This window comes from Streptomyces sp. NPDC034049 (assembly GCF_055575575.1).
Window position 1 is genome coordinate 421,278 of the sequence record NZ_JBVISJ010000006.1, and the last position, 23,587, is coordinate 444,864.

At 72.1% G+C, this 23,587-nt stretch carries 19 protein-coding genes; 14 read left to right on the forward strand and 5 right to left on the reverse strand.

The features are described 5' to 3' along the window. Positions 1-3: 3 nt before the first annotated feature. On the reverse strand, positions 4-711 hold the full coding sequence (locus ACZ52C_RS20635; RefSeq protein WP_469076071.1) for a TetR/AcrR family transcriptional regulator: 708 nt from the start codon (positions 709-711) through the stop codon (positions 4-6). A gap of 63 nt (positions 712-774) precedes the next feature. Here ACZ52C_RS20635 and ACZ52C_RS20640 point away from each other — a divergent pair, with 63 nt between their 5' ends. From ACZ52C_RS20640 to ACZ52C_RS20650, 3 genes are all read left to right on the forward strand, one after another. Continuing rightward, the gene (locus ACZ52C_RS20640) at positions 775-1,752 is read left to right on the forward strand and encodes an ATP-binding cassette domain-containing protein (RefSeq protein WP_469076072.1); all 978 of its coding nucleotides are present in this window, start codon (positions 775-777) and stop codon (positions 1,750-1,752) included. After that, complete coding sequence (locus tag ACZ52C_RS20645) at positions 1,749-2,531, forward strand: ABC transporter permease (RefSeq protein ID WP_469076073.1); 783 nt, start codon at positions 1,749-1,751, stop codon at positions 2,529-2,531. The genes ACZ52C_RS20640 and ACZ52C_RS20645 overlap by 4 nt, the downstream gene beginning before the upstream one ends. 107 nt (positions 2,532-2,638) lie before the next feature. Next, positions 2,639-3,862, forward strand: a complete 1,224-nt coding sequence (locus tag ACZ52C_RS20650) for a CaiB/BaiF CoA transferase family protein (RefSeq protein WP_469076074.1) — start codon at positions 2,639-2,641, stop codon at positions 3,860-3,862. A 39-nt stretch (positions 3,863-3,901) separates the two neighbouring features. Here ACZ52C_RS20650 and ACZ52C_RS20655 read toward each other — a convergent pair whose 3' ends face one another. The 3 genes from ACZ52C_RS20655 to ACZ52C_RS20665 form a co-directional block, all read right to left on the reverse strand. Then, positions 3,902-4,168, reverse strand: a complete 267-nt coding sequence (locus ACZ52C_RS20655) for a hypothetical protein (RefSeq protein WP_033531581.1) — start codon at positions 4,166-4,168, stop codon at positions 3,902-3,904. Between the two features lie 115 nt (positions 4,169-4,283). Next, complete coding sequence (locus tag ACZ52C_RS20660; protein WP_469076075.1) at positions 4,284-5,096, reverse strand: anti-sigma factor; 813 nt, start codon at positions 5,094-5,096, stop codon at positions 4,284-4,286. 34 nt (positions 5,097-5,130) lie between these two features. Continuing rightward, positions 5,131-5,673 carry a sigma-70 family RNA polymerase sigma factor gene (locus ACZ52C_RS20665; RefSeq protein ID WP_469076076.1) on the reverse strand — a complete coding sequence of 181 codons (543 nt, stop codon included), beginning with the start codon at positions 5,671-5,673 and terminating at the stop codon, positions 5,131-5,133. A gap of 233 nt (positions 5,674-5,906) precedes the next feature. Here ACZ52C_RS20665 and ACZ52C_RS20670 point away from each other — a divergent pair, with 233 nt between their 5' ends. The 4 genes from ACZ52C_RS20670 to ACZ52C_RS20685 all read left to right on the forward strand — a co-directional run bounded on the left by ACZ52C_RS20670 (position 5,907) and on the right by ACZ52C_RS20685 (position 12,730). Next, positions 5,907-7,430, forward strand: coding sequence for a DUF4331 domain-containing protein (locus ACZ52C_RS20670; protein WP_469076077.1), 1,524 nt, complete (start codon positions 5,907-5,909; stop codon positions 7,428-7,430). Positions 7,431-7,568: 138 nt separating this feature from the next. Next, on the forward strand, positions 7,569-9,074 hold the full coding sequence (locus ACZ52C_RS20675) for a tetratricopeptide repeat protein (protein WP_469076078.1): 1,506 nt from the start codon (positions 7,569-7,571) through the stop codon (positions 9,072-9,074). Next, positions 9,071-10,897: a nickel transporter gene (locus ACZ52C_RS20680; RefSeq protein WP_469076079.1), complete on the forward strand. Its 1,827-nt coding sequence runs from the start codon at positions 9,071-9,073 to the stop codon at positions 10,895-10,897. Before ACZ52C_RS20675 ends, ACZ52C_RS20680 begins: the two co-directional genes overlap by 4 nt. A gap of 72 nt (positions 10,898-10,969) precedes the next feature. After that, a complete protein-coding gene (locus ACZ52C_RS20685; protein WP_469076080.1) occupies positions 10,970-12,730 on the forward strand; it encodes a serine/threonine-protein kinase in 1,761 nt (586 codons plus the stop codon). Here the strand turns inward: ACZ52C_RS20685 and ACZ52C_RS20690 are convergent. Then, positions 12,714-13,520: an SGNH/GDSL hydrolase family protein gene (locus ACZ52C_RS20690; protein ID WP_469076081.1), complete on the reverse strand. Its 807-nt coding sequence runs from the start codon at positions 13,518-13,520 to the stop codon at positions 12,714-12,716. The genes ACZ52C_RS20685 and ACZ52C_RS20690 overlap by 17 nt on opposite strands. Before the next feature lie 316 nt (positions 13,521-13,836). Here ACZ52C_RS20690 and ACZ52C_RS20695 point away from each other — a divergent pair, with 316 nt between their 5' ends. The 7 genes from ACZ52C_RS20695 to ACZ52C_RS20725 all read left to right on the forward strand — a co-directional run bounded on the left by ACZ52C_RS20695 (position 13,837) and on the right by ACZ52C_RS20725 (position 23,540). Further along, positions 13,837-15,042, forward strand: coding sequence for a S8 family peptidase (locus ACZ52C_RS20695; RefSeq protein WP_469076082.1), 1,206 nt, complete (start codon positions 13,837-13,839; stop codon positions 15,040-15,042). Between the two features lie 206 nt (positions 15,043-15,248). After that, a complete protein-coding gene (locus ACZ52C_RS20700) occupies positions 15,249-15,638 on the forward strand; it encodes a hypothetical protein (RefSeq protein ID WP_469076083.1) in 390 nt (129 codons plus the stop codon). Positions 15,639-15,641: 3 nt separating this feature from the next. Then, entirely contained in the window at positions 15,642-16,763 is a 1,122-nt protein-coding gene (locus ACZ52C_RS20705; protein ID WP_469076084.1) for a GNAT family N-acetyltransferase, read from the forward strand. 349 nt (positions 16,764-17,112) lie between these two features. Then, a complete protein-coding gene (locus ACZ52C_RS20710) occupies positions 17,113-17,916 on the forward strand; it encodes a glycosyltransferase family 2 protein (RefSeq protein ID WP_469076085.1) in 804 nt (267 codons plus the stop codon). Next, positions 17,913-18,926 carry a glycosyltransferase family 2 protein gene (locus ACZ52C_RS20715; protein ID WP_469076086.1) on the forward strand — a complete coding sequence of 338 codons (1,014 nt, stop codon included), beginning with the start codon at positions 17,913-17,915 and terminating at the stop codon, positions 18,924-18,926. Before ACZ52C_RS20710 ends, ACZ52C_RS20715 begins: the two co-directional genes overlap by 4 nt. Next, positions 18,923-19,738, forward strand: coding sequence for a polysaccharide deacetylase family protein (locus tag ACZ52C_RS20720; RefSeq protein ID WP_469076087.1), 816 nt, complete (start codon positions 18,923-18,925; stop codon positions 19,736-19,738). The genes ACZ52C_RS20715 and ACZ52C_RS20720 overlap by 4 nt, the downstream gene beginning before the upstream one ends. Beyond that, positions 19,731-23,540 carry a lipopolysaccharide biosynthesis protein gene (locus ACZ52C_RS20725; protein ID WP_469076088.1) on the forward strand — a complete coding sequence of 1,270 codons (3,810 nt, stop codon included), beginning with the start codon at positions 19,731-19,733 and terminating at the stop codon, positions 23,538-23,540. Before ACZ52C_RS20720 ends, ACZ52C_RS20725 begins: the two co-directional genes overlap by 8 nt. Positions 23,541-23,587 lie beyond the last annotated feature (47 nt).

Below are 23,587 nucleotides of genomic sequence, written 5' to 3' on the forward strand. Positions count from 1 at the left end.
CCGCTAGGGCGCGAACGAGTCCAGCACCCTGTCCAGCATCCACTCGAACACCTCCGCCAGGTCGATCGGCCCGGAGTCCTCCATGAACGCCGCGGCCAGCCGCGGGTACGCCCCGCTCGCGATCTGCCCGCCGAGGTAGGCGATCCGGACCTCGTTCTCCCGCTCCTCCGACCACGGCAGCGACCGCACCCGCTCGGCGGTCGCCAGCTCGTTCGCGACGTAGGTCGTCACGCACCCGTTCAGCATCCCGAGGAGCTGCATCTTCGCCCCGTACGGCGCTTCGAGCGAGTCCATGCAGGCCATGCAGTGCTCCAGATACCGCAGCCCGTTGGGGCTGAAGCCGTAGACCGGGGACATCAGCCGGGGCATCCAGGGGTGACGGCGCAGCAGGTCACGCGTCTGGTGGGCCACCCGCCGCAGATCCGCGCGCCAGTCCCCGCCCGGCTCCCACAGCTCGTGCTCGCCGGCGACCACGTCGACCATCAGCTCGTACAGGTCCTCCTTGCGCGGCACGTAGTTGTAGAGCGACATCGTGCCGCAGCCCAGCTCCGCGGCCACGTGCCGCATGGACACGGCGTCCAGGCCGCCCGCGTCGGCGAGCCGCACGGCGGCCGCCGCGATGTCCGCGCGGCTGAACGCGGGCCGCGGGCCCCGGCCGGTGCGCTCGGGGCGCGCCCAGATCACTTCGGGTCGGGCCGCTCGGCCAGCCATCGGTCATCACCTCGGCCACCATCCTAGTTACGTACAGCGTACGTAATGCGCTATGGTCACCCCATGACTACTACGTACGCTGTACTTAGTGAGGGTCTGGAGAAGCACTTCGGCGACGTCCGTGCCGTGCGCGGCCTCGATCTCGCCGTGGAGGAGGGCACGGTCGTCGGGATGCTCGGCCCGAACGGGGCGGGCAAGACGACGGCCGTACGGCTGCTGGCGACACTGCTGCGGCCGGACGCGGGGTCGGCGCGGATCGCGGGCCACGACCTCGTGCGGGAGCCGGCGGCGGTCCGGCGGGTGATCGGGGTGACCGGGCAGTACGCGTCGGTCGACGGCGACCTCACCGGACGGCAGAACCTCCGGCTGTTCGCGCGGCTGCACCGCGTCCGCGACACGGCGGCCCGCGCCGCCGAACTCCTGGACCGCTTCGGCCTGACCGAGGCCGCCGACCGGCCGGCCTCCACCTACTCGGGTGGTATGCGCCGCCGGCTCGACCTCGCGGCCAGCCTCGTCCGCCGCCCGGCGGTGCTCTTCCTCGACGAGCCCACCACCGGCCTGGACCCGGTCAGCCGCAACCGGACGTGGGACGCCGTGCGCGCCCTGAAGGAGGAGGGGACGACCGTGCTGCTGACCACGCAGTACCTGGAGGAGGCCGACCGACTCGCCGACCACGTCGTGCTGATGGACCGGGGCCGGATCGCGCACAGTGGTTCGCCGCCCCGGCTCAAGGCGCTCATCGGCGCGTACGCGGAGGTCGTCGTGGCCCACGCGGACGCGATGACCGCCGCGGCCGGCGTCCTCGACCAACTGACGGGCGCGGAACCCTCGTTCGACCACGACCGGCACGCCGTCGGCGTGATCGCGCTGGACCCGACGCTCACCCTCCCCCGGCTGGTGCGCGAACTCGACGCGGCGGGCGTGCCGTTGCTCGACGCGAGCCTGCGCCCACCCACCCTCGACGACGTGTTCCTCCGTCTCACCTCAGGCGCACCGGCAGACCTCCGCGACCGACGGGACCTCGAGGAGCGTGCGGCGTGAACGCGTGGGCGTACGACGGCACGGCGATGCTGGGCCGGCAGCTGCGGCGGGTCCGCAACAACCCGGGGCTGCTGATCCTCACCCAGATCATGCCCGTCTCGATGCTGCTGTTCTTCGGATACGTCTTCGGCAGTGCCCTCGCCGTGCCGGGCGAGGAGTACCGGCGGTTCCTGGTGCCCGGTCTGCTGGTGGCGACCGCCTCCGGCGCGATCATGACCGGGATGTTCCAGGCCGCCCAGGACACCCACCGGGGCGTGATGGACCGCTTCCGGACGCTGCCGATGAGCCGCGCCGCCGTACCCCTCGGCCAGGCGCTGGCGGACCTGGTGGTCACCGGCGTGGGGTCGCTGCTGTTCCTGCTCGTGGGGCTGGCCGTGGGCTGGCGGATCGAGGGGGGCGCGCTCGCGGCGGCCGGCGCGTTCGCCCTGCTGCTGCTCTTCCGGTTCGCGTGCGTGTGGATCGGCATCTTCCTCGGCATGCTCACCCGCGACGAGGAGGCGTCCGGGCAGCTGGGCGGGGCGACCTTCCTGCTGCCGCTGCTCTCCAGCGCGTACATCCCGACCGAGGGTCTGCCGGGCTGGCTGCGCACGGCCGCCGAGTGGAACCCGATCAGCGCGGTCGCCACGGCCCTGCGCGACCTCTTCGGGAACGCGGCCGTGCCGGAGGGAGCCGCGTGGCCGGTGTCGCATCCCGTCGCCGGGTCGCTGCTCTGGTGCGCGGTCCTGCTCGCGGTGTTCGTGCCGCTCGCGGTGCGCACCTACGCGGCGGGCCCCAGGTGACCTCCGGCCCGTTCGGGGGACGGGCCGGAGGCCGCCGACGCCGGGACACCGCGCGGGGGCACGTGACACGCGGCACTCCCTGGTGACAACGGCGCCCCGGCGGGGACATGATCCACGGCATGCGTCCACTCCCCCGCGCCGGTGATCCCCTCCCCCTGGACGGCATCACCGTCGTCGCCGTCGAGCAGGCCGTCGCGGCGCCCTTCGCCACCCGGCAGCTCGCCGACCTCGGCGCACGGGTGATCAAGGTCGAGCGGGTGGACGGCGGTGACTTCGCCCGGGGCTACGACACCGCGGCCCGGGGCCTGGCCTCGCACTTCGTGTGGTGCAACCGGGGCAAGGAGTCCCTCGCGCTGGATCTGAAGGACCCGCGCGGCCTGGCCGTCGTCCGCCGGCTGGTGGCGGACGCGGACGTGTTCGTGCAGAACCTCGCGCACGGCGCGGCGGCCCGGCTCGGCCTGGACGCGGCCACGCTGTGCGCGGCGCACCCCCGGCTGATCGCCGTGGACATCTCGGGGTACGGGGCGTCGGGACCGTACGCCGGCAAGCGGGCCTACGACATGCTCGTGCAGTGCGAGGCCGGGCTGGTGTCGGTGACGGGGACCCCGGAGCGGCCGGTCAAGGCGGGCATCCCGGCGGCGGACATCGCCGCCGGGATGTACGCGTTCTCGGGGGTGCTCGCGGCGCTCGTCCGCCGGGGCGTCACCGGGCGGGGCGGACCGGTGGAGGTGTCGATGCTGGAGGCGCTGGCCGAGTGGATGGGGCATCCGCTGCACCACGCGATGCACGGCGGGAGCGCCCCGGCCCGCACGGGCCTCGGGCACGCGGTGATCGCACCGTACGACGCCTATCCGACGGCGGACGGCGGGCGGGTGCTGCTGTCGGTGCAGAACGACCGGGAGTGGCGGCGACTGGCCGAACAGGTGCTGGGGCGGCCGGAGTTGGCGGACGATCCGGCGTTCGCGACGAATCCGGCGCGGGTCGAGCGCCGGGCGCGTACCGACGAACTGGTGGCCGGGGCACTGGGGCTGCTGGACACCGACGAGGCGCTGGCGCGACTGGAGGCGGCGGGGATCGCCTGTGCGCGGCTACGGGAGGTGACGGAGGTGGCCGAACATCCGCAGCTGGCGGCCCGGGACCGGTGGCGGGAAGTGGAGTCACCGGTGGGCCCGCTGCGGGCACTGCTGCCGCCCATCACGCTGCCGGGCGGGGACGAGGCGCGGATGGGGGCTGTGCCCGCGCTCGGGGAGCACACCGGTTCGCTGCTGCGTGCCGCGGGGATGACGGACGACGAGATCGCAGCGCTGCGCCGGGACGGCGTGGTGGCCTGAGCGCGGGCCTCCTGCGGGAGAGCCCTTGGTGCTGTGGTGCTAGCGGCTGCCGAACAGCGAGCGGCGCAGCCTCTTCAGGGGGGCGAACAGCGAGACCCGGCCGACGCGCGTGTCCTTGCGGCTGCTGCGCTCCTGCGGGGAACGTGACGTTATCTCGCGCATCAGCGAGGTGGCCTCGGCCGCCTCGCGCTGTGGCACGGCGGGGCCGCTCAGCACCGAGAGATGCCGATCGAGGCGCGAACTGGTCGCGCTGCTCCCGCACGTGATCGCAGGGACTCGCGCCCTGCGCACTGTTATCTGTTCCATGTCACTCCCCACCCGTACGAGTCCACCCGGCCCGGGCAGCGTAACCATATCGCCCCTCCCGAGCACTCGGGAATCACGGTCCTGGTATTCACCTACCCCGTAACGGTGTTGCTGACTACTCTCCGAATCCGACCGATTCCAGGGCGAGTTGGACAACTGGCTGGCTGGTGGGCTGCGGTGATCCACCGTCGGGTTCGACGGTCACGGCGAGTGACGTCGCGTCGGCGTCCAATCCGCTGGTGACCAAGGGCGTGTCGCCGTCGAAGAGGCCCAGGGAGCGTGGTTGCACGTCGGGGCGCATGAGCCAGAGCTGGTGCACCCGCTTCTTCGGGAGGTCCTCGAATCCGCTGAGGGTCACGATCGCGCTCCCCTCCTCCGCGGAAGCGATCACTCCGATTCTGTGGCCCTCCGCGTCCCGGTCACTGGTCGCGCGGGCGTCCGGCGCCGCGAGAACGTGGGCGATCTCACTCGCCCGCACCCGCTCGGCGGCCAGCTCGTCGCGGGTGCGGTCGGCCTGGACGGCGAAGAGGGAGGCCACCACGAGTGCGGCGGCCGCCGTGACGGTGGCCAGCGGGACGAGCAAAGAGCGCAACCGGGGCGCACGGGCGCGCGATCTCGGCGGCGGCTCGGTCCCCCACACATGCCGCGGCAGATGCTGGGGCCGCGACGGCTGGGCGCTCCAGGACCGGTTCTCCTGGGGGGTGTTGCGTACGGCGGCGAAGACCCGGTCGCGCAGCGCGGCCGGCGCGGGCGCGGCCGTCGACCAGGCGAGCCGGACCGCGTCCTCGGACAGGGCACGCACCTCGGCCGGGCAGCGGTCGCAGCGCTCCAGATGCTGCTCGAAGCGGCGCCGCTCGTCGGGCTCCAGGGCGTCCAGGGCGTAGGGAGCGGCGAGCGAGTGCAGGTCCTCGCGGCGGAACAGGCTCACTCGGCACCTCCCCCGGGCCGGCCGTACAGGGCGCTCATGCGACTCCTCCCAGGCATTCGCGCAGCCGTGTGAGTCCGTCGCGCATACGGGTCTTGACCGTGCCGAGCGGCAGTGAGAGCCGCTCGGCCACTTCACGGTAGGTGTAGCCGTCGTAGTAGGCGAGGGTGACGGACTCGCGCTGGAGGGTGGTGAGCTTCTCCAGGCAGTGGCGCACCCATTGGCGTTCGAGTCCGGCCTCGACCTCCTCGGCGACGTGGTCGAAGGCGGGGTGGTGGTTGCGTCGGCCCTCGCGCTGCTCGCGTTCGGTGGCGGCGCGGGCGCTGCGCACCCGGTCCACCGCGCGCCGGTGCGCGAGGGTGAGTATCCAGGACAGGGCGCTGCCCCGGTCCGGATCGAACCGGCCCGCGGAGCGCCAGAGTTCGAGCAGCACCTCCTGGGCCACCTCCTCCGACTGCGCGGGGTCCCTCACGACCCTGCGCACCAGCCCGAACACCGGGCCTGACACCAGCGCGTACAACTCCTCGAACGCCCGTTGGTCGCCTCCGGCCACCCGGACCAGAAGCCTGTCCGCCTCCACTCGCTCCCCCTCGCCTCCGGCCGAGCACGGCCATCCTCGCGCGTAAGGCATTCGCAACCGACCCACCTCCGGATGGGGTTACGGATCCGGATGACATCCGGATCAACAAATCCCGCTCTCCGCTGAAACAACCTTTCAAACGCGCCGTAAGAACGTTTGGGATTCGACCAATCCACCCTGCCGACCGCTCCGAATGGCGTTCGTCAGGCAAGTTGGGACAGAGGACGGACGGCATGACGACACCTACTTCCAGGAGCGGCGCGGGACGGCGGAGCATCGCGTCCCTCATCTGTGCTTCGCTGGCCGCCGGAGGACTCGCGGCCGCCGGCGTCACCGTGTTGCAGCCGGGGGCGGCCTCCGCCTCCAGCCACCGGGAGGCCCCGCTGATCTCGGGGGAGCCCCAGTTCGACAACACCGACGTGTACGCCTTCGTCAGCCCCGACAAGCCGGACACGACGACGGTGATCGCGAACTGGATCCCCTTCGAGGAGCCGGCGGGCGGACCGAACTTCTTCACCTTCTCCGAGGACGCGGAGTACGACATCCGCGTCGACCAGGACGGCGACGCCCAGGAAGACCTCATCTTCCGGTACACGTTCAGGACGAAGACGAAGAACGACAAGACCTTCCTGTACAACACGGGCGTCGTCGAGAGCCTCGACGACCCGGACCTGAACATCACGCAGACGTACGACATCGACCTGATCAAGCTGAAGGACCGCCGCGCGGTCTCCAAGACCAAGCTCGCGGACGACGTGTGGGTGGCGCCGTCGAACGTCGGCAAGGCGTCGATGCCGAACTTCAAGAAGCTGCGCGACGACGCGGTCTACAAGACGGCGAGCGGGGTGACCACGTACGCGGGTCAGGCCGACGACCCGTTCTTCCTGGACCTGCGCGTCTTCGACCTGCTCTACGGCGGTGACCTCTCCGAGGTCGGGCGGGACACGCTCAAGGGCTACAACGTCAACTCGATCGCCCTGCAGATCCCGAGCGAGGCGCTCGTCCAGTCCAAGGACCAGCCGGTCGTCGGCATCTGGTCCACGACGCAGCGCGAGGGCGCCGACGGCCAGTACCACCAGGTGTCGCGCCTCGGCATGCCGCTGGTGAACGAGGTCGTCAACCCCATCGGCGACAAGGACAAGTTCAACGCGTCCTCGCCGGTGGACGACGCCCAGTTCCTGAAGAACGTCACCGAGCCCGAGCTGCCCAAGCTCATCGAGGCGATCTACCAGATCCCGGCGCCCAAGGAGCCGCGCAACGACCTCGTCGACGTCTTCCTCAAGGGCGTCGAGGGCCTCAACCAGCCGCCGCACGTGACTCCTTCGGAGCAGCTGCGGCTCAACACCTCCATCGAGCCCACGGCGAAGCCGAAGCGGCTGGGTGTGCTGGACGGTGACAACCAGGGCTTCCCGAACGGACGCCGGCTCACCGACGACGTGATCGACATCGCGCTCCAGGTCGTCGAGGGCGAACTGGTCGACGCGCCCAACGACCTGGGCGACGCGGTCGACAAGAACGACAAGAAGTTCGGCAAGTACTTCCCGTACGTCGGTCTGCCGACGGCCGGTTCGCGGGGCAAGACGGTCAAGGGCAACACCACGAACAACGTCCGCAGCGCGCTGGGCGGCGGTGTCGAGAGCGGCACCGACGACACCACCCTGATCGCCGCCTCGGCGGGTGCCGGCGCCGCCGGTGTCCTGCTGATCGGCTCGGGCCTGCTGTGGTGGCGCCGTCGCAACGACCGCGCGTACTACTAGCCGGCCCCGCGTCCGGGCCCTTCCCCATGGGGCCCGGCCGCCGTGACCGGCGCGGCCCGCTCGTATCCATCCCCCACGGTGCGGGCCGCGCCCCACGACCACGATCACCGCAGTCGGCAAGGACGTTGAGGAGAGGGCATGTCCCCGCGTACGAACGAGAGCGCGCCGCAGCACGGGCGTCCGCGTCCCGACGAGGGGACCCCCGAGCCCACGCGGGACGAGCACACGGGGCCCGCCCCGACACCGGACACCGACTCGGGCCGCACCGCCGGACGCGGTGCCGGGGACGGACGGAGGGACGTGCCCGAGTCCGGGGGGCGGCGACTGGCCCGGGTGACCGCCTGCGCGGCGGCGCTGGCCGTCGCGTTCACCGGGTTCGCGGTGGCGCTCGGCGCCCGGGACGACGACCGGACGGTGGCCATGTCCTCCTCGCCGGGCGTCTCGGCGGCCCAGCTCGCCGGCGGCGACCTCGACTCGGCGGTCGAGCGGCTCCAGGCCCATCTCAAGCAGCAGCCCAAGGACTTCGGCTCCTGGTCCACGCTGGGCCTCGCCTACGTCGAACAGGCCCGGGTCAAGGGCGACCCCTCCCGCTACCCGCAGGCCCAGAAGGCCCTCAAGCGCTCGCTGGAGCTGCGCCCGGACAACGACCCGGCGCTCGCCGGCCTCGCCGCCCTCGCCGCCGCCCGCCACGAGTTCGAGGACGCCCTGCGGTACGCGGACCGGGCGCTGAAGGAGAACCCTTACAGCGAACGGGCGTTGTGCAGCCGCGTCGACGCCCTCGTCGAACTCGGCCGCTACGACGACGCGTTGAAGGCGGTGCGGCTCGCCGACACTCGCCGCCCCGGCATCCCCGTCTTCACCCGCTACGCCTATGTGTACGAGCTGCGCGGCGACGTGAAGACCGCCCGCCGGGTCCTGGAACAGGCCCTGGACTCCGCGACCACACGCGGCGACATCGCCTACGTGGCCACCCAGCTCGGCCAACTGGCTTGGAAACAGGGCGACTACAGGACGGCGCTCGACCACTACGCCCGCGCGCTCGGCGCCGACGACACCTATCTCCCCGCCCTGGAGGGCCGGGCCCGCGCCCAGGCCGCGAGCGGTGACAGCGCGCAGGCCGTCCGCGGCCTGGAGCAGGTGGTGTCCGCCTACCCGCTGCCGGGGCCGCTCGTCGTGCTCGGCGAGCTGTACGAGGCCAAGGGCGACAGGACCAAGGCACGCGACCAGTACGCGCTGGTGGACGCCTACACCGCCATCGCCCGCTCCAACGGCGTCAACGCCGACCTCGACACCGCGCTCGCCGCCGCCGACCACGGCGACACCAAGTCCGCGCTGCGGGCCGCCGAGGCCGAGTGGAAGCGCCGCGAGACCGTGCACACGGCGGACGCCCTCGCCTGGGCGCTGCACGTCAACGGCCGCGACGAGGAGGCCCTGCCCTACGCCCGCCGCGCCACCGCCACCGGCTACCGGGACGCCACGTTCCTGTACCACCGGGGCATGGTCGAGTACGCGGCCGGCGACAGGAAGGACGCCCGCGCCTCGTTGAAGGCGGCGCTCGACCTCAACGCCGGTTTCTCGCCGCTGGGCGCGGCCGAGGCCCGTAGGACCCTGAAGGCACTGCAGGCTCAGGAGACCGCCAAGTGATCGCTCCCCGGCGCGCGTTCGCCTCCGGCACGGCGGTGCTCCTGGCCGCCTGCGCACTCGTCCTCGCCGGCCCCGCCACGACGGCGAGCGCCCACCCCCTCGGCAACTTCACCGTCAACCGGTACGACGGCCTGGTCGCCGCCCCCGGGCAGCTGAGGATCCTCCACGTCGAGGACCTGGCGGAGATCCCGGCGACCCAGGCCGAGCCCGCCATCGAGCGTCAGGGCAGGGAGAGCTGGGCCCGGGCGCGGTGCGAGAAGGCCGCCGAGGGCAGCGAGGTCACCGTCGACGGCGGCGCCGCCGAGGTGACGCTGACGTCGAGCCGGGCCGAGGAGCGGCCGGGGCAGGCGGGCCTGAAGACGCTGCGTGTGGAGTGCCGACTGACGGCCCCGCTGCCGGACCGGGCCGCCGACGTACGTTTCCACGCCGCCGTGGACTCCGGGCCCGGCTGGCGCGAGGTCACCGCCCAGGGCGACCGGACGACCCTCGCCGGGTCGGACGTGCCCGAGGAGTCGGTGTCGAAGCGACTCACCAGCTACCCCGAGGAGTTGTTGCAGTCGCCGGAGGACACCGCGACGGCCTCGCTCCAGGTGCGGCCGGGCGGCCCCGCGCTGGCCGAGCGGGAGGGCGACGCGCCCGGCGCCTCGATCCTCCCGCGCGGCGCGGACCGCTGGACCAGGGCCCTCGACGACCTGGTCTCCAGCCAGGACCTCACTTTCGGCTTCGGCGCCCTGGCCTTCGGCATCGCCCTGTTCCTGGGCGCCATGCACGCGCTCGGCCCGGGACACGGCAAGACGTTGATGGCCGCGACGGCCGCCGCGCGCGACCGGGCCCGGATGCGGGACGTCCTGCCCATGGCCGCGTCCGTGACGGTCACCCACACCCTGGGCGTCGTCGCCCTGGGCCTCCTCGTCCTGGCCGGCTCCGCCGCCGCCCCGTCCGTGATCACCTGGCTCGGCATCGCGAGCGGCCTGTTCGTGATGGGAGCGGGCGGCACCCTCGCCCGCCGCGCCTGGCTCAACCGCAAACTGGCGCTCAACCACGGCCACGGCGGGCACGGGCACGGGCACGGGCACGGGCACCACGATCACTCGCACGACCACGACCACGCCGATGGCCACGACCATGGTCACAGCCACAGCCATGAGCACGACCATGGCCACGACCACGGAGACGGGCACACCCACTCGCACGACACCGGCCATGACCACGAGCCCGAGCCCAGCCGGGAACTCGTACTCGCCCAGGCCGCCCCTTCACCCACCCACGCGCACGGCGAAACCCACCCGCACACCCACGCGTCGGTCGCCACCCACGACCACGACCACGCTCACGCACACACCCACGACCACCAACACGGCAACCACCAGCACGACCACAGCCACAGCCACGACCACGCCCCCCAGGAGAAGCGCTCCCTCTTCGGCGGCGGTGTCACGCACACCCACGGCGGCTTCACCCACACGCACCCCACCGCGCCCACCCTGCGCGGCACGATCCTGCTCGGCTTCGCGGGCGGCATGGTGCCGAGCCCGTCGGCCGTGGTCGTCCTGGTCGGCGCGGCGGCGCTGGGGAAGGCGTGGTTCGGGCTGCTGCTCGTGCTGGCGTACGGCATCGGTCTGGCGCTCACGCTGACGGCCGCCGGGTACGCCGTCGTGAAGGCCGGCGGCTGGGTGACGCGGGTGATGGACCGGGGCGAGGGCCGGCTCGGCGGACCGACGGCCGCGCTGGTGCGCAGGACCGTCCCGCTGGCGTCGGCTCTGCTGGTCGTCGCGCTCGGTGCCGTTCTGGTGTTCAGGGGGGCAACATCCGCACTCGGCTGAGCTACTTTTGGGGAGAAAACGCACGGAGTGGAGATTCCGGGCCGACGCGTGTGCGGATGCGAGTGACGGGGGATGGCCGTGTCCGAAGAACCGGGCGCTGAACGGGTGATCGCGGGCCGCTACCGGCTGCTGACCCCGCTGGGCGAGGGCGGTATGGGAACCGTGTGGCGGGCCCGCGACGAGGTGCTGCACCGCGAGGTCGCCGTCAAGGAGGTACGGGCGCCCGGCGGGATCGCGGTCTCCGACGTCGAGCGGATGTACGCCCGTCTGGAGCGGGAGGCGTGGGCGGCGGCCCGGGTCGCCAACCGCAATGTCGTCACGGTGTACGACGTGGCCATGGAGGACGGCCGCCCGTGGATCGTGATGGAGCTGGTGCGCGGTCTGTCGCTCGCCGATCTCCTGGACGGCGAGGGCCCCCTGCCGCCGCAGCGCGCCGCGCACATCGGCGCCGAGGTGCTGTCCGCGCTGCGCGCCGCGCACGAGGCCGGGGTGCTGCACCGGGACGTGAAACCGGCCAATGTGCTCATCTCCAACGACGGCCGGGTCGTGCTCACCGACTTCGGCATCGCCACGGTCGAGGGCAGTTCCGCGCTGACCATGACGGGCGAGGTCATCGGCTCCCCCGAGTTCCTCGCCCCCGAGCGCGCGCTCGGCCGGGCGTTCGGCCCCGAGTCGGACCTGTGGTCGCTCGGGGTGCTGCTGTACGCGGCGGTCGAGGGCAACTCGCCGTTCCGCCAGAACACTCCGCTGAGCACCCTGCGCGCGGTCGTCGACGAGGAGCTTCCGCCGCCGCACCGGGCCGGTCCGCTGACCCCGGTGATCGAGGGGCTGCTGCGCAAGGATCCGGCCGAACGGATCTCCGCCGAGCAGGCCGAGCGGGACCTGCGCGTCATCGGCGCCGGGGGCACCCCTTCCGGGGGAGGCGCGGCGTACTCCGACACGGCTCCCACCTCCCCGTACAGCCCGACGGTGGCGGGCTTCCCGAGCCCGGGCGCGCGGACCGGACCGGGGCCGGGCACCAACGAGTTCGGGCCGCCGACCCCGCCGCACGCCACTCCGGCGGCGGCCCACCCGTCGCCGGTGCCGGCGGGCGGGCAGGACCGCAACCGCCGGGCTCTCGTCTTCCTGGTCGCGGGGATCGCGGCGGTCGCCTTCGCCATCGCCGGCCTGACGTACGCCCTGGTCAACCAGGACGACGGCGGCAAGGACGGCAGCCCGACCAACGGGGCGGGCACGGTGGGCGGCACCAACGACCAGACGGGCGACGGCGGTACGGGCGAGGAGCCCGGCGGGGGCGACGAGACGACCGACGACGGCGACTCGCCCTCGAACACCCCCGACGAGCAACCGACCTCCAAGCCGCCCACGCAGTCGGTCGAGGTGACCGTCGAAGGCGCGAACACCGACTACTCCGGCACCTGCCCCCCGCAGGACGCCGACGCGCCCGCCTTCACCGCGACGTTCACCGTGGGCAGCGTCCCCGTGGACGTCGACTACCGGTGGGTGGCGAGGAGCGGCCAGGTCGAGGACGAGGGCTGGAAGACCCTGTCGTTCCCGTCCGGCGGCGGGAAGACCAAGCAGGACCGGGTCGTCGTCTCGACCAACGGGAGCCACACGGACGAGATCGGCGTCGAGGTGCGCGGCCCGGTGAAGACGGAGTCGAACAAGGTCGCGTTCTCGGTGACGTGCGAGTCGGAGGCCCCGACCACGGGCGGGACCTCCCCCTCCGACGACTCGGAGAACCCGGACGGTTACAGCGACTCCGACGCCGGCCACGAGAACGAGGCCGCCGACGCCGGAGCCCTGGACGGAGCCGTCAGGCCGCGCTCCTGAACACCGGCAGATACCCGCCCGACTGGCCGGCGGCCTTCGGGTGGTACGACTCGCCGATGTTCAGCAGGTTGAGGCTGTGCAGCCACGCGCTGCCCGAGCACAGTTCGTGCCCGGTGAACGCGGAGCGGACGTCGCCGAAGGTGAACCCGTGGTCGGCGGCGCGCTTGGCGATCGCGGTGTTCAGGTAGTCGGCGGCGTTGTTGATGGCGGACCGCTTGGCCTGGGAGAGGCCGGGGCAGGTGCCGCCCAACTGGTAGAAGCGGGGGTAACCGAGCACCACCACATGGGCGGCCGGTGCCTTCGCGCTGATCGCCGAGTAGACCTTGTCGAGTTGGCCGGGGAGCGTGGAGTCGACGTACGCCTTGGCCGTGTTGATGCGGGTGAGACAGGCGCTGTCCGACTGTAGGACACAGGTCGTCATGACGTCGGCGAAGCCGGCGTCGTTGCCGCCGACGGAGAGGGAGACCAGCCCCGTGCCCGCGCCGAGCGGCCCGAGCTGACTCGCCAGAACATCACCCGTTCGGGCGCCCGAGCAGGCCGTGAAGTCGAAGGTCGAGGGAGCGTTGGCGGCCGCCCAGAGGTAGGGGTAGGCCTTCGTGCTGCGCTTGCAGTCGCCGCTGGAGGAGAGGTAGCTCCCCGCGCCGACACCCGAGGAGTAGGAGTCGCCGAGCGCCACATAGCCGGTGGCGGCGGCCTGTTCGGACGCCTGCGCCGTCGCGGCCCCGGTGAGGCCTGCGCCGACGGCGAGGAGGAGTGAGGTCATGTATGCCGCAAGTCGGGAACGTCTCATGGAACCTCCCTTTAGCAGGATCTCTGCCTCAACCGTCGTAGCAACTACGCGTGTTGATCGGAAGTGTTCATGTCAATACTTTCCCGTCCGCAAGCGACCGTACCCACCGCGTTCCAGCAGCGTTCGATTTCACGCGCGTGACAGAAACATGACAACGCTTCAACTCTCTTGAGCTACGCCCGTAGATCGCCCACTCTGCTTACAGCCGCGAGCGGAACGCGACGCTCCCGGCCGTGAGTGCGATCCCGCACGCACCCCCCCCACGGACGCGCGCCCCACCCAGGCGCGCGTCGCCTATGAGGAGGAAACCCTCGTAATGGCACACCTGCGTAGCAAGAACATCCGCGCCGCCGCCGTCACCACCATGGCGACCGCCGCCCTGCTCGGCGGCCTGACCGCGCTCCCCGCCCAGGCCGCCCCGGCCGAGGGCAAGGTGCTCGCGGCGAACTCCCCCACCGCCATCAAGGACAGCTACATCGTCACGCTCAAGAAGGGCGCGGGCCTCAAGGCCGCGTCGAGCGCCGGCAAGGGCCTGGTCAAGGAGTACGGCGGCACGGTGAAGCGGACCTTCAAGTCCGCGCTCAACGGCTACACGGCCGAGCTCTCCGCCACCGAGGCGAAGAGACTCGCCGCCGACCCGGCGGTCGCCTCCGTCGAGCAGAACCAGGTCTTCACGGCGGACGCCACCCAGACCAACGCCCCGTGGGGCCTGGACCGCTCCGACCAGGCGTCGCTGCCGCTCTCCGGCACGTACACCTACCCGGACAGCGCGGGCAGCGGGGTGACGGCGTACGTCATCGACACCGGCGTGCGCATCTCGCACTCCCAGTTCGGCGGCCGGGCGGTCAACGGCTACGACGCCGTCGACGGCGACAGCGTCGCGCAGGACGGCAACGGTCACGGCACGCACGTGGCGTCCACCATCGCGGGCTCGACGTACGGCATCGCCAAGAAGGCCAAGATCGTGGCCGTCCGCGTGCTGGACAACGCCGGTTCGGGCACCACGGCGGGCGTCGTCGCGGGCATCGACTGGGTGACCGCGAACCACAGCGGCCCCTCTGTCGCCAACATGTCGCTCGGCGGCGGCGCCTCCACCGCGCTCGACACGGCCGTCCGCAACTCCATAGCCAGCGGCGTGACCTACGCCATCGCGGCCGGCAACAGCAGCGCCAACGCCTCCTCGTACTCCCCCGCCCGCGTCACCGAGGCGATCACGGTCGGCGCCACCACCAACACGGACGCCAGGGCCAGCTACTCGAACTTCGGCACGGTCCTGGACATCTTCGCCCCGGGTTCGTCGATCACGGCCGGCTGGTACACCAGCGACACCGCGACCAACACCATCTCGGGCACCTCGATGGCCACGCCGCACGTCGCGGGCGCGGCCGCCGTCTACCTGGCCGGCCACACCTCGGCCACCCCGGCCCAGGTCGCCTCGGCCCTGACCGCCGGCGCCGTGACCGGCAAGGTGACCAGCCCCGGCACCGGTTCCCCGAACCGCCTGCTGCAGATCGTCCCGTAAGGACGACGGCGGCACCGTGAACAGAAGTTTCCCCGGAGGCGCGGGTCGCCTCCGGGGATTACTCGTGTGCGGCCGCGCATGTCCTCGCCACCGTATGACGATCAGGCGTACGGTCGGCCGTGGCCGGTCTCGACGTATTGACTCCCCCGCGCCGACTGAGCGACATTGAAGCCCGGCATCCGGCGCTTCAGGGGGCAAAGTCGCCAATGCAGACCTTGCGTGTCAAGTCATCGCTGTCGGACAGCGGCGGGCCGCTGCTGGCGGGCGTGGCCGCGGCCGTGGCGGGGGTCGGCGCGCTGCTCGCGTTCGCCGACGCCGACTCGGTGCTGCGCGGCCCGTTCACCCTGTTCTTCCTCCTCGTCGCGCCAGGAGCCGCCATCGGGGCCGTGCTGCGCGGGCTGGAGCCGTTCGGCCGGATCGTGACGTCCCTCGCGGGCGCGATCGCGGTGAACCTCCTCGTCGCCCAGGGCATGATCGCCACCCACTCGTGGTCGGTGACCGGTGGGATCACGGCGGTGACCGTGATCAGCTCGCTCGTCATCCTGCCGAGTCTGGTACGGCGCCGCGGTGCCCGTACGGAGAGAAGACGGACCTGAGACGTGGACATCAGTGTGTACCGCCCCGGCGAGCTGACCGCCGCAGACCGGGCGGCCTGGACCGCTCTGCAGTCGAAGGCCCACCTCCACGGCGCTCCCGAGCTGGCGAACCCGTTCCTGTCCCCGGAGTTCGCCCTGGCGGTGGGCCGCTGCCGACGCGGGGTGCGGATCGCGGTCGTGCGGGAGGGCGGCGAGCCGGCGGCCTTCTTCCCGTACCAGAGATCCACCGTCGGAGTGGGCAGAGCCGTCGGTCTCGGTCTCTCCGACTGCCAGGGCGTGGTCCACCGCCCCGGTTTCACCTGGGACGCCCAGGAACTGCTGCGGGCCTGCGGCCTCGCGGTGTGGGAGTTCGACCACCTGGCCGAGGGGCAGACCCCGTTCGCCGCCCATGTCACCGACAGCTTCCCGTCACCGGTCATGGACCTGGAGCAGGGCTACGAGGCCTATCTGGACCAGGTGCGGGCCCGCTCACCGAAGTTCCTCCGCTCCACGTTCGCCAAGGAGCGCCGGCTCGCCCGCGCGGTGAGCGAGGTGCGCTATGTGCACGACGAGCGCGACCCGAGGGTCCTGCGCACGCTGATGGCCTGGAAGTCGGCGCAGTACCGCAGGACGGGCCGCAGCGACCGCTTCGCGCACCCGTGGATCACCCGGCTGGTGCACCGGCTCTTCCACTCCCGCTCCGCGTCCTTCGCCGGCCAGCTGTCCGTGCTGTACGCGGACGGCGAACCGGCCGCGGCTCATTTCGGACTGCGCTCCGAGCGGGTGCTGACCTGCTGGTTCCCGGCGTACGACCCGGCGTTCGCGCGGTTCTCGCCGGGCCTGCTGCTGCATCTGCACATGGCCGAGGAGGGCGCCGCCGACGGCATCGCCTACCTGGATCTGGGCCGGGGCCAGAAGCAGTACAAGGATTCCCTGAAGACCCGGGAGATCTCCGTGTCGGAGGGGTGGGTCACCCGGCGCCATCCGGTGGCGTTCGGGCACCGGGCGCGACGGGCGCCGGTCCGGGCCTTGCGGAACACGGTCCTGGCCCGACCGGAACTGTTCGAACCTGCCGATAAATTGCTGAAGCGGATGGGGAAATTCCGGTCGAGGGGTGAGCTAACGGACACATCAACAAAAACGTGAGACCTCGTAAGAGGTCTTGCCATATGGTCTCAATCATCAATACCGTCTTGCATCGTCGTACATTCACCCGCATCGGTCCGTCGGCACATGCTCCTAGGGGAGGGCTCAAGGAGCGCGGCGGTCCCGGAGCGGGGCGCGGTAGGGGGGTGCCGTGCTCGGTGACCACGTTCACCGAGTCGTGCCGCGCGACCGACTGCCGAGTCGCGACAGTCGGCCGGTTTTGCCAGCTCACCCGGCATGCACGGAGATCGACTTCGCCGTGCCGTGCGTGAGAACCCCCCTTTCGAACCGGACAACACTCCGAACCGCCCAGGGGCGGGTGGTTCACCGGACGAGAGGGACCAGACTCATGAGCTCAGTTCTGCGCCCGGCGATACCCGAGCCGGTCACGTACCGGCCCATCTCCAACCATCTGGCCATCGCTCCGCCGGTGAGCGTGGTGATCCCCGCCATGAACGAGGCGGAGAACCTTCCGTACGTCTTCAAGACACTGCCGGGCTGGATCCACGAGGTGGTCCTGGTCGACGGCAACTCCACCGACGACACCGTCGAGGTGGCCCGCTCCCTGTGGCCGGACGTCAAGGTCGTCCCGCAGCAGGGCAAGGGCAAGGGGGACGCCCTGATCACCGGCTTCGAGGCGTGCACCGGTGACATCATCGTGATGGTCGACGCGGACGGCTCGGCCGACGGGCACGAGATCGTGTCGTACGTCTCCGCCCTCGTCTCGGGCGCCGACTTCGCCAAGGGCTCCCGCTTCGCCAACGGCGGCGGCACCGACGACATGACCCTGATCCGCAAGCTCGGCAACTGGGCGCTGTGCACCACCGTCAACCGCAAGTTCGGCGCCCGCTACACCGACCTGTGCTACGGCTACAACGCCTTCTGGCGGCACTGCCTCGACAAGATCGACCTCGACTGCACCGGCTTCGAGGTGGAGACCCTGATGAACATCCGGGTCGTCAAGGCGGGCCTGAAGGTGCAGGAGATCCCCAGCCACGAGTACCTGCGCATCCACGGCGCGAGCAATCTGCGGGCCGTGCGCGACGGACTGCGGGTGCTGAAGGTGATCCTCAAGGAGCGTTCCAACCGGCGTGCCCTGCGCCGCCGTTCGCACGCGACGATGCTCACCGCCGGGCGGGGAGAGGTGTCTTGAACGAGCCGACCGTCTCGGTCGTGATCTGCGTGTACACCGAGGACCGCTGGGAGGACATCCTCGCGGCGGTCTCCTCGGTGCGCGCCCAGTCCCGGCCGGCCCTGGAGACGCTGCTGGTGGTGGACCACAACCGGTCCCTGCTGGAGCGTCTGACCGGGGAGTACAAAGAGGTCCATGAGGTTCGCGTGCTCGCCAACGCGGGCCCCCGCGGGCTGTCCGCCGGCCGCAACACGGGCATCGCCGCCTCGTACGGGGAGATCATCGCCTTCCTCGACGACGACGCCGTGGCCGAGCGCGACTGGCTGCGCCACTTCGCCCAGGGGTACGCCGACCCCCGGGTCATGGCCGTCGGCGGCCGTACGGTGCCCGTGTGGGCCTCCGGCCGCCGCCCGGCCTGGTTCCCCGAGGAGTTCGACTGGGTCGTGGGCTGCGCCTACAAGGGTCTGCCCGGCGGTGTCGCCGAGGTCCGCAACGTCCTCGGCGGCAACGCCTCGTTCCGCCGCAGCGCCTTCGACGCGGCCGGGGGCTTCGCCACCGGTATCGGCCGCGACGGCGACAAGCGCCCCCTGGGCTGCGAGGAGACGGAGCTGTGCATCCGGCTCTCCCGGGCCCGGCCGGAGGCGGTGCTGCTGCTCGACGACCGGGCCGTGATCCACCACCGGGTGCCCGACGCGCGGGAGCGCTTCGCGTACTTCCGCTCCCGCACCTACGCCGAGGGCCTGTCGAAGGCACTGGTGGCCCGGAGCGTGGGCGCGGGCAAGGGGCTGGAGTCGGAACGCCGGTACACCACCCGGGTGCTGCCCGCCGGGGTGGCGCGCGGGCTGCGGGACGCGCTGCTCGGCCGCGGGGGGGGCGCGGGACGTGCGGGTGCGATCGCTGTGGGGGTGGCGGCCGCGGCCGGGGGGTACGTTGTCGGGAGCGTCCGGGCCCGCAGGGGCGAGGTCACGTTCTCGGTCGGCGAGATTCCGGGCGGCCCGGTCCGCAAGGGGGGCGAGGGGGGCTCGTCATGACGGAGACCACGGGGACGGCGGCCGCGGCCGTGCCGATCCTGATGTACCACGCGGTGTCCACCGCGCCGAACGACGCCACCAGGGACCTGTCGGTGACCCCGGAGGCCTTCGCGGAACAGCTGGCGCTCATCGACGACCTGGGCCTCACCCCGGTGAACACCGCCGACCTGGGGGCGAGTTGGCGGAACGGCCGCCCGCTCCCCGCCCGGCCCGTGCTGATCACCTTCGACGACGGCTACGCGGGCGTGCACCGGCACGCCCTGCCCGTGCTCACCAAGCACGGCTTCGCGGCCACGCTGTTCGTCACCACGGGCTGGATCGAGGGCCCCTACGACAACGGCGAGGCCCTCGACACCATGCTCGGCTGGGACCAGGTCCGCGAACTCGCCGACAACGGCGTGGAGATCGGCGGGCACAGCCACACCCACCCGCAGCTCGACCTGCTCGACGACGACCGGCTCCGGTTCGAGCTGCGGCGCTGCCGGCACGTCGTCGCCGACGAACTGGGCGCCCGGCCCGTCTCCTTCGCCTACCCGTACGGCTATTCCAGCCGCCGGGTGCGCGTCGCGGTACGGGAGACGGGTTTCGCCCAGTCGCTCGCCGTCGGCAACGCGCTGGCCCGGCGCGCGCAGGGCCCGTACGCGTTGCGGCGGGTGACCGTGCGCCGCTCCACGGGCATCGCGGAGTTCGAGCGGCTCGTCGAGGGCCGCGCGATCGCCCGCACCTTCGCCCGGGACCGTGCCCTCACCAAGGGGTACGCCATGGTCCGAAGAGCACGACAGCTCCGGAAGGCCATCCGTTCCCGTGTCTGACACGACGACCACCACGGCTCACGAGGCCGAGAGCGCCACGACCGGGGAGACCGAGCCGGCGCCCGGCCCCGGACGCCGGCTGCGCCTGCCCGGGCTGGGCCGGGGGGCGGGGGGCGACCAGCTGTTCCGCAACGCCTACGCCCTGATGCTGAACACCGGGATCTCGGCCGTGCTCGGCCTCGGCTACTGGCTGGCCGCCGCCCGCTACTACACCGAGGCCTCGGTCGGTCAGGGCTCCGCCGCGATCGCCGCGATGAAGCTCCTGGCCGGGCTCACCGCGCTGACGCTGACGGGTGCCCTGGCCCGGTTCATCCCGGTCGCGGGGCGCGACACCGGACGGCTGATCTTCCGCACCTACGCGGGCAGTGCGGTGATCGTGGCGCTGGCGGCGGGCGTGTTCCTGCTGACGCTGGGCCTGTGGGGATCGTCGTACAGCTTTCTGCACGATCCGCTCTACGCCGTGTTCTTCGTGCTCGCGGTGGTCGCCTGGTCGACGCTGACGCTCCAGGACGGGGTGCTCACCGGGCTGCGCAGCGCGGTGTGGGTGCCGGTCGGCAACACCGTGTTCTCGGCGGTGAAGCTGGTGCTCCTCGTGGTGTTCGCCGCCGCGGTCCCGACCATGGGCGTCTTCGTGTCCTGGGTCGCGGCGATCGCGATGTCGGTGCTGCCGCTGGGCTGGCTGGTGTTCCGACGGCTGATCCCGACCCATGTGCGGGCCACCGAGGAGCACGCGCACCCGCCGTCGCTGAGGGAGATCGGCCGCTTCCTCGCCGGTGACTACACGGGCTCCCTGTTCTCGCTCGCGGTGGTCTATCTGGTCCCGGTGATCGTCGCCGCCCAGGTCGGCTCCGCCGACAACGCGTACTTCTACATCACCACCACCATCGGCGGCACCGTCAACCTGCTCGCCATCAACATGGGCGCCTCGCTGACCGTCGAGGGCGCGCACGACCCGGCACGCCTGGCCGCCAACACCCGGGCCGCGCTGAAGCGGATGGCCCGGATCATGCTGCCGGTGTGCGCGGTGCTGTTCTTCGGGGCGCCCTGGATCCTGGCGGTCTTCGGGCAGGCGTACGCGGACGCGGCGACCCCGCTGCTGCGCTGGTTCGCCGTCGGCGCGGTCCTGCGGGTCGTCATGGAGACGTACTTCGCGGTGCTGCGCGCCCAGAGCCGTACCGCCGGGCTCGCCTGGTTGCAGGGCCTGTTGTGCGCGCTGGTCCTCGGCCTGACCCTGCTCCTGCTCCCCCGGATGGGCCTGACCGGCGCGGGCGTCGCCGAGATCTCCAGCCTCGCGGTGATCGTGCTGATCGCCGCGCCGCGGCTGTACCGGATCCTGCGCACCGCCGGGCCCGCCGAGGCGCCCGCGGACGCGGCACCCGACGGCGATCTGGCCGACCTGGGCCGGGTGGCCGCCGCCGCGAGGAAGCAGAACGGGGCCTGGTCCCGGCGCCCGGACTCCGACACCCTCGCCCTCGGCGTCCACGTCGACTTCGACCATCTGGAACGCCGCCCGGACGTACGGCCCGGCCCCGGCACCCCGCCCACCGGAACCGCGATGCCGCGCAGGGACCACCGCCCGGCCTGGGCCCAGGACCGGCCGACCCGTCCGCTCGGGCCGCCGGCCCCGGAGGCGGACGCCCCGTCCGAGGAGGCCACGGGGGAACCGGACGCCGTACGAGAGGCCGAGAACGCGGAGGAGTCCGTACGGGAACCGGTGACACCCCCGGCCGAGGAGGAGCCGTCCGCCGAGGACACGCCTCGGGTGCCCCTCCGCGAGCGACTTCCGCACCCCACCGTCACGGGGCTGGTCCTCGGCTTCCTGCTGCTCTCCGCGCTGCTGCTCTACTGGGTGCCCGCGCTGGCGCTGGACGACTCCGACCTGGACCGCATGGGCGGCCTCGGTCTGATCTCCGTGCTGCCGACGCCGACCCTGGCCGGGGCTGCCCTGCTGGCGGTCGTGTTCGCCGCGCTGCTTCGGCCGGCCCGGGAGCACCGCGCGCTGTTGCTGATCACGCTGCTGGCCACCGTCTTCTCGCTGCACGCGCTGCCCGCCGTGATCGAGACCGAGCCCCGCTTCGCCACGGCCTGGCAGCACCTGGGCTTCATCGACTACATCGACCGCACCGGCACGGCCGTACCCGACCTGGACGCCCGGTGGAGCTGGCCGGGGTTCTTCGCGGCGGCGGCGTTCGTGGCGCAGGCCTGCGGGGTCACCGACTTCACCGAGATCATCCGCTGGTGGCCGACGGCCGTCCAACTCCTGTACCTGGCCCCGATGTTCCTCCTCGCCCGCCATATGCGGGCGAGCTGGCGCGCCCGGTGGACGGGAGTCTGGATCTTCGTCCTGAGCGGCTGGGTGGGCCAGGACTACTTCTCCCCCCAGGGCTTCACCTACCTCCTCTACCTGGTCTTCGTCGCGATCCTCCTGGTCTGGTTCCGCGCCCCGCACATGCTGTGGGGCACGGTGCGCCCCGGCGAGGCGGAGGTCGAGCCCACGGACCGCCGACAGCGCGCGGTCCTCCTGGCGGTCCTGATCGCGCTGTACGCGGCGACGGTCCCCGCCCACCAGCTCACCCCGTTCGTGATGCTGGGTGTCCTCGCGGCCCTCGTCCTGGTCGGGCGCTCCGAACTGCGCGGCCTGCCCATCCTGTTCGCCGTGCTGGTCGCCGTCTGGGTGGGCTTCCTCGCCGAGCCGTACTGGTCGGGCCACTTCGACGAACTCTTCGGCGGGGTCGGCGGGGTCGGCGGGAACGTCACCTCCTCGGTCTCCGGCCGGATCGGCGAGGGCAGTTCGACCCACAAGCTCGTGCTGTACGCGCGCGTGGCGCTGGCCGGCTCGGTCATGCTCCTCGCCTGCTACGGCTTCTGGCGCCGCCGCGCGAACAAGTACCGCGAACGCTCCCTGCTCGTGCTGACGTTCGTGCCGTTCCTGGGCTTCGGCATGCAGTCGTACGGCGGTGAGATGGCCCTGCGGGTCTTCATGTTCGCGCTGCCGGGTGCCGCGCTGCTGGGCGCGCTCGCCCTCTTCCCGCGCACCGGCGTCACCGCCGGGGAACGCGACAAGGACCGAAGGAGCCTCGCCCCACTGGCCGCGCTCATGGCCGGTCTCGTCCTCATCGGCGGCTTCCTGGTCGCCCGCTGGGGCAACGAGCCCTTCGAGCGCGTCCGGCCGGGCGAGGTCGCCGCCATGGAGTACGTCTACGCCCACGACGACCCGACGGTACGGCTGCTCTGGCTCAGCGACGACCCGGTGAACAACGTGACGCCCGCGATGCCGTGGGGCGCCCGGGACATGGAGAAGGTCGAGTACGTGCCGACGCTCGCGCCGAGCGATCCGGTCCTGGTCTCCGGTGTGGTCAAGGCGCTGAAGGACGCGGGCGCCCATTCCTTCCTGATCGTCAACCGCAGCCAGGTCACCAACCTCCAGATGGACGCCGGTTATCCCGCGGACTGGGATTCCCGGCTCGTCGAGAACCTCGGCAGGCGCGCCGACCTGGAGCGGGTGCTCGCCAACGACGACGCCACGATCTTCGCCCTGCGCGACCGGACCGGGAAGGCGCCGGAGCCCGATCCCGGCCCGATCGGCCCCCAGGTCACCTGGACGCCCTGGTCGGTGGTGGGCGGCCTGGCCGCGATCGCCCTGATCGTGCTGCTGAGCGTCCGCGAGACGGTCCGCGTGGCGGTCCGCCCCGGCGTCCGCCAACTCCGCTGGCTGCAGGGCAGCTTCTGGTTCAGCCTGCCGCTACTGGCCCTGCTGCTGGCGTCTCTGGTGCAGAGGTTCCTGACGATGGGCGCGCCGTAGCGCCCCTGAAAGGGGCGCGGGGGACTGCGCGACCGGCCACCACCGGC

Excerpts from the sequence above, each read along its gene's own strand:
- ACZ52C_RS20650 (WP_469076074.1), top strand. The coding sequence starts at position 2,639 with ATGATCCACGGCATGCGTCCACTCCCCCGCGCCGGTGATCCCCTCCCC.
- ACZ52C_RS20635 (WP_469076071.1), bottom strand. The coding sequence starts at position 711 with ATGGCTGGCCGAGCGGCCCGACCCGAAGTGATCTGGGCGCGCCCCGAG.
- ACZ52C_RS20720 (WP_469076087.1), top strand. The coding sequence starts at position 18,923 with ATGACGGAGACCACGGGGACGGCGGCCGCGGCCGTGCCGATCCTGATG.
- ACZ52C_RS20640 (WP_469076072.1), top strand. The coding sequence starts at position 775 with ATGACTACTACGTACGCTGTACTTAGTGAGGGTCTGGAGAAGCACTTC.
- ACZ52C_RS20710 (WP_469076085.1), top strand. The coding sequence starts at position 17,113 with ATGAGCTCAGTTCTGCGCCCGGCGATACCCGAGCCGGTCACGTACCGG.
- ACZ52C_RS20670 (WP_469076077.1), top strand. The coding sequence starts at position 5,907 with ATGACGACACCTACTTCCAGGAGCGGCGCGGGACGGCGGAGCATCGCG.
- ACZ52C_RS20690 (WP_469076081.1), bottom strand. The coding sequence starts at position 13,520 with ATGAGACGTTCCCGACTTGCGGCATACATGACCTCACTCCTCCTCGCC.
- ACZ52C_RS20695 (WP_469076082.1), top strand. The coding sequence starts at position 13,837 with ATGGCACACCTGCGTAGCAAGAACATCCGCGCCGCCGCCGTCACCACC.
- ACZ52C_RS20685 (WP_469076080.1), top strand. The coding sequence starts at position 10,970 with ATGGCCGTGTCCGAAGAACCGGGCGCTGAACGGGTGATCGCGGGCCGC.
- ACZ52C_RS20700 (WP_469076083.1), top strand. The coding sequence starts at position 15,249 with ATGCAGACCTTGCGTGTCAAGTCATCGCTGTCGGACAGCGGCGGGCCG.
- ACZ52C_RS20655 (WP_033531581.1), bottom strand. The coding sequence starts at position 4,168 with ATGGAACAGATAACAGTGCGCAGGGCGCGAGTCCCTGCGATCACGTGC.
- ACZ52C_RS20675 (WP_469076078.1), top strand. The coding sequence starts at position 7,569 with ATGTCCCCGCGTACGAACGAGAGCGCGCCGCAGCACGGGCGTCCGCGT.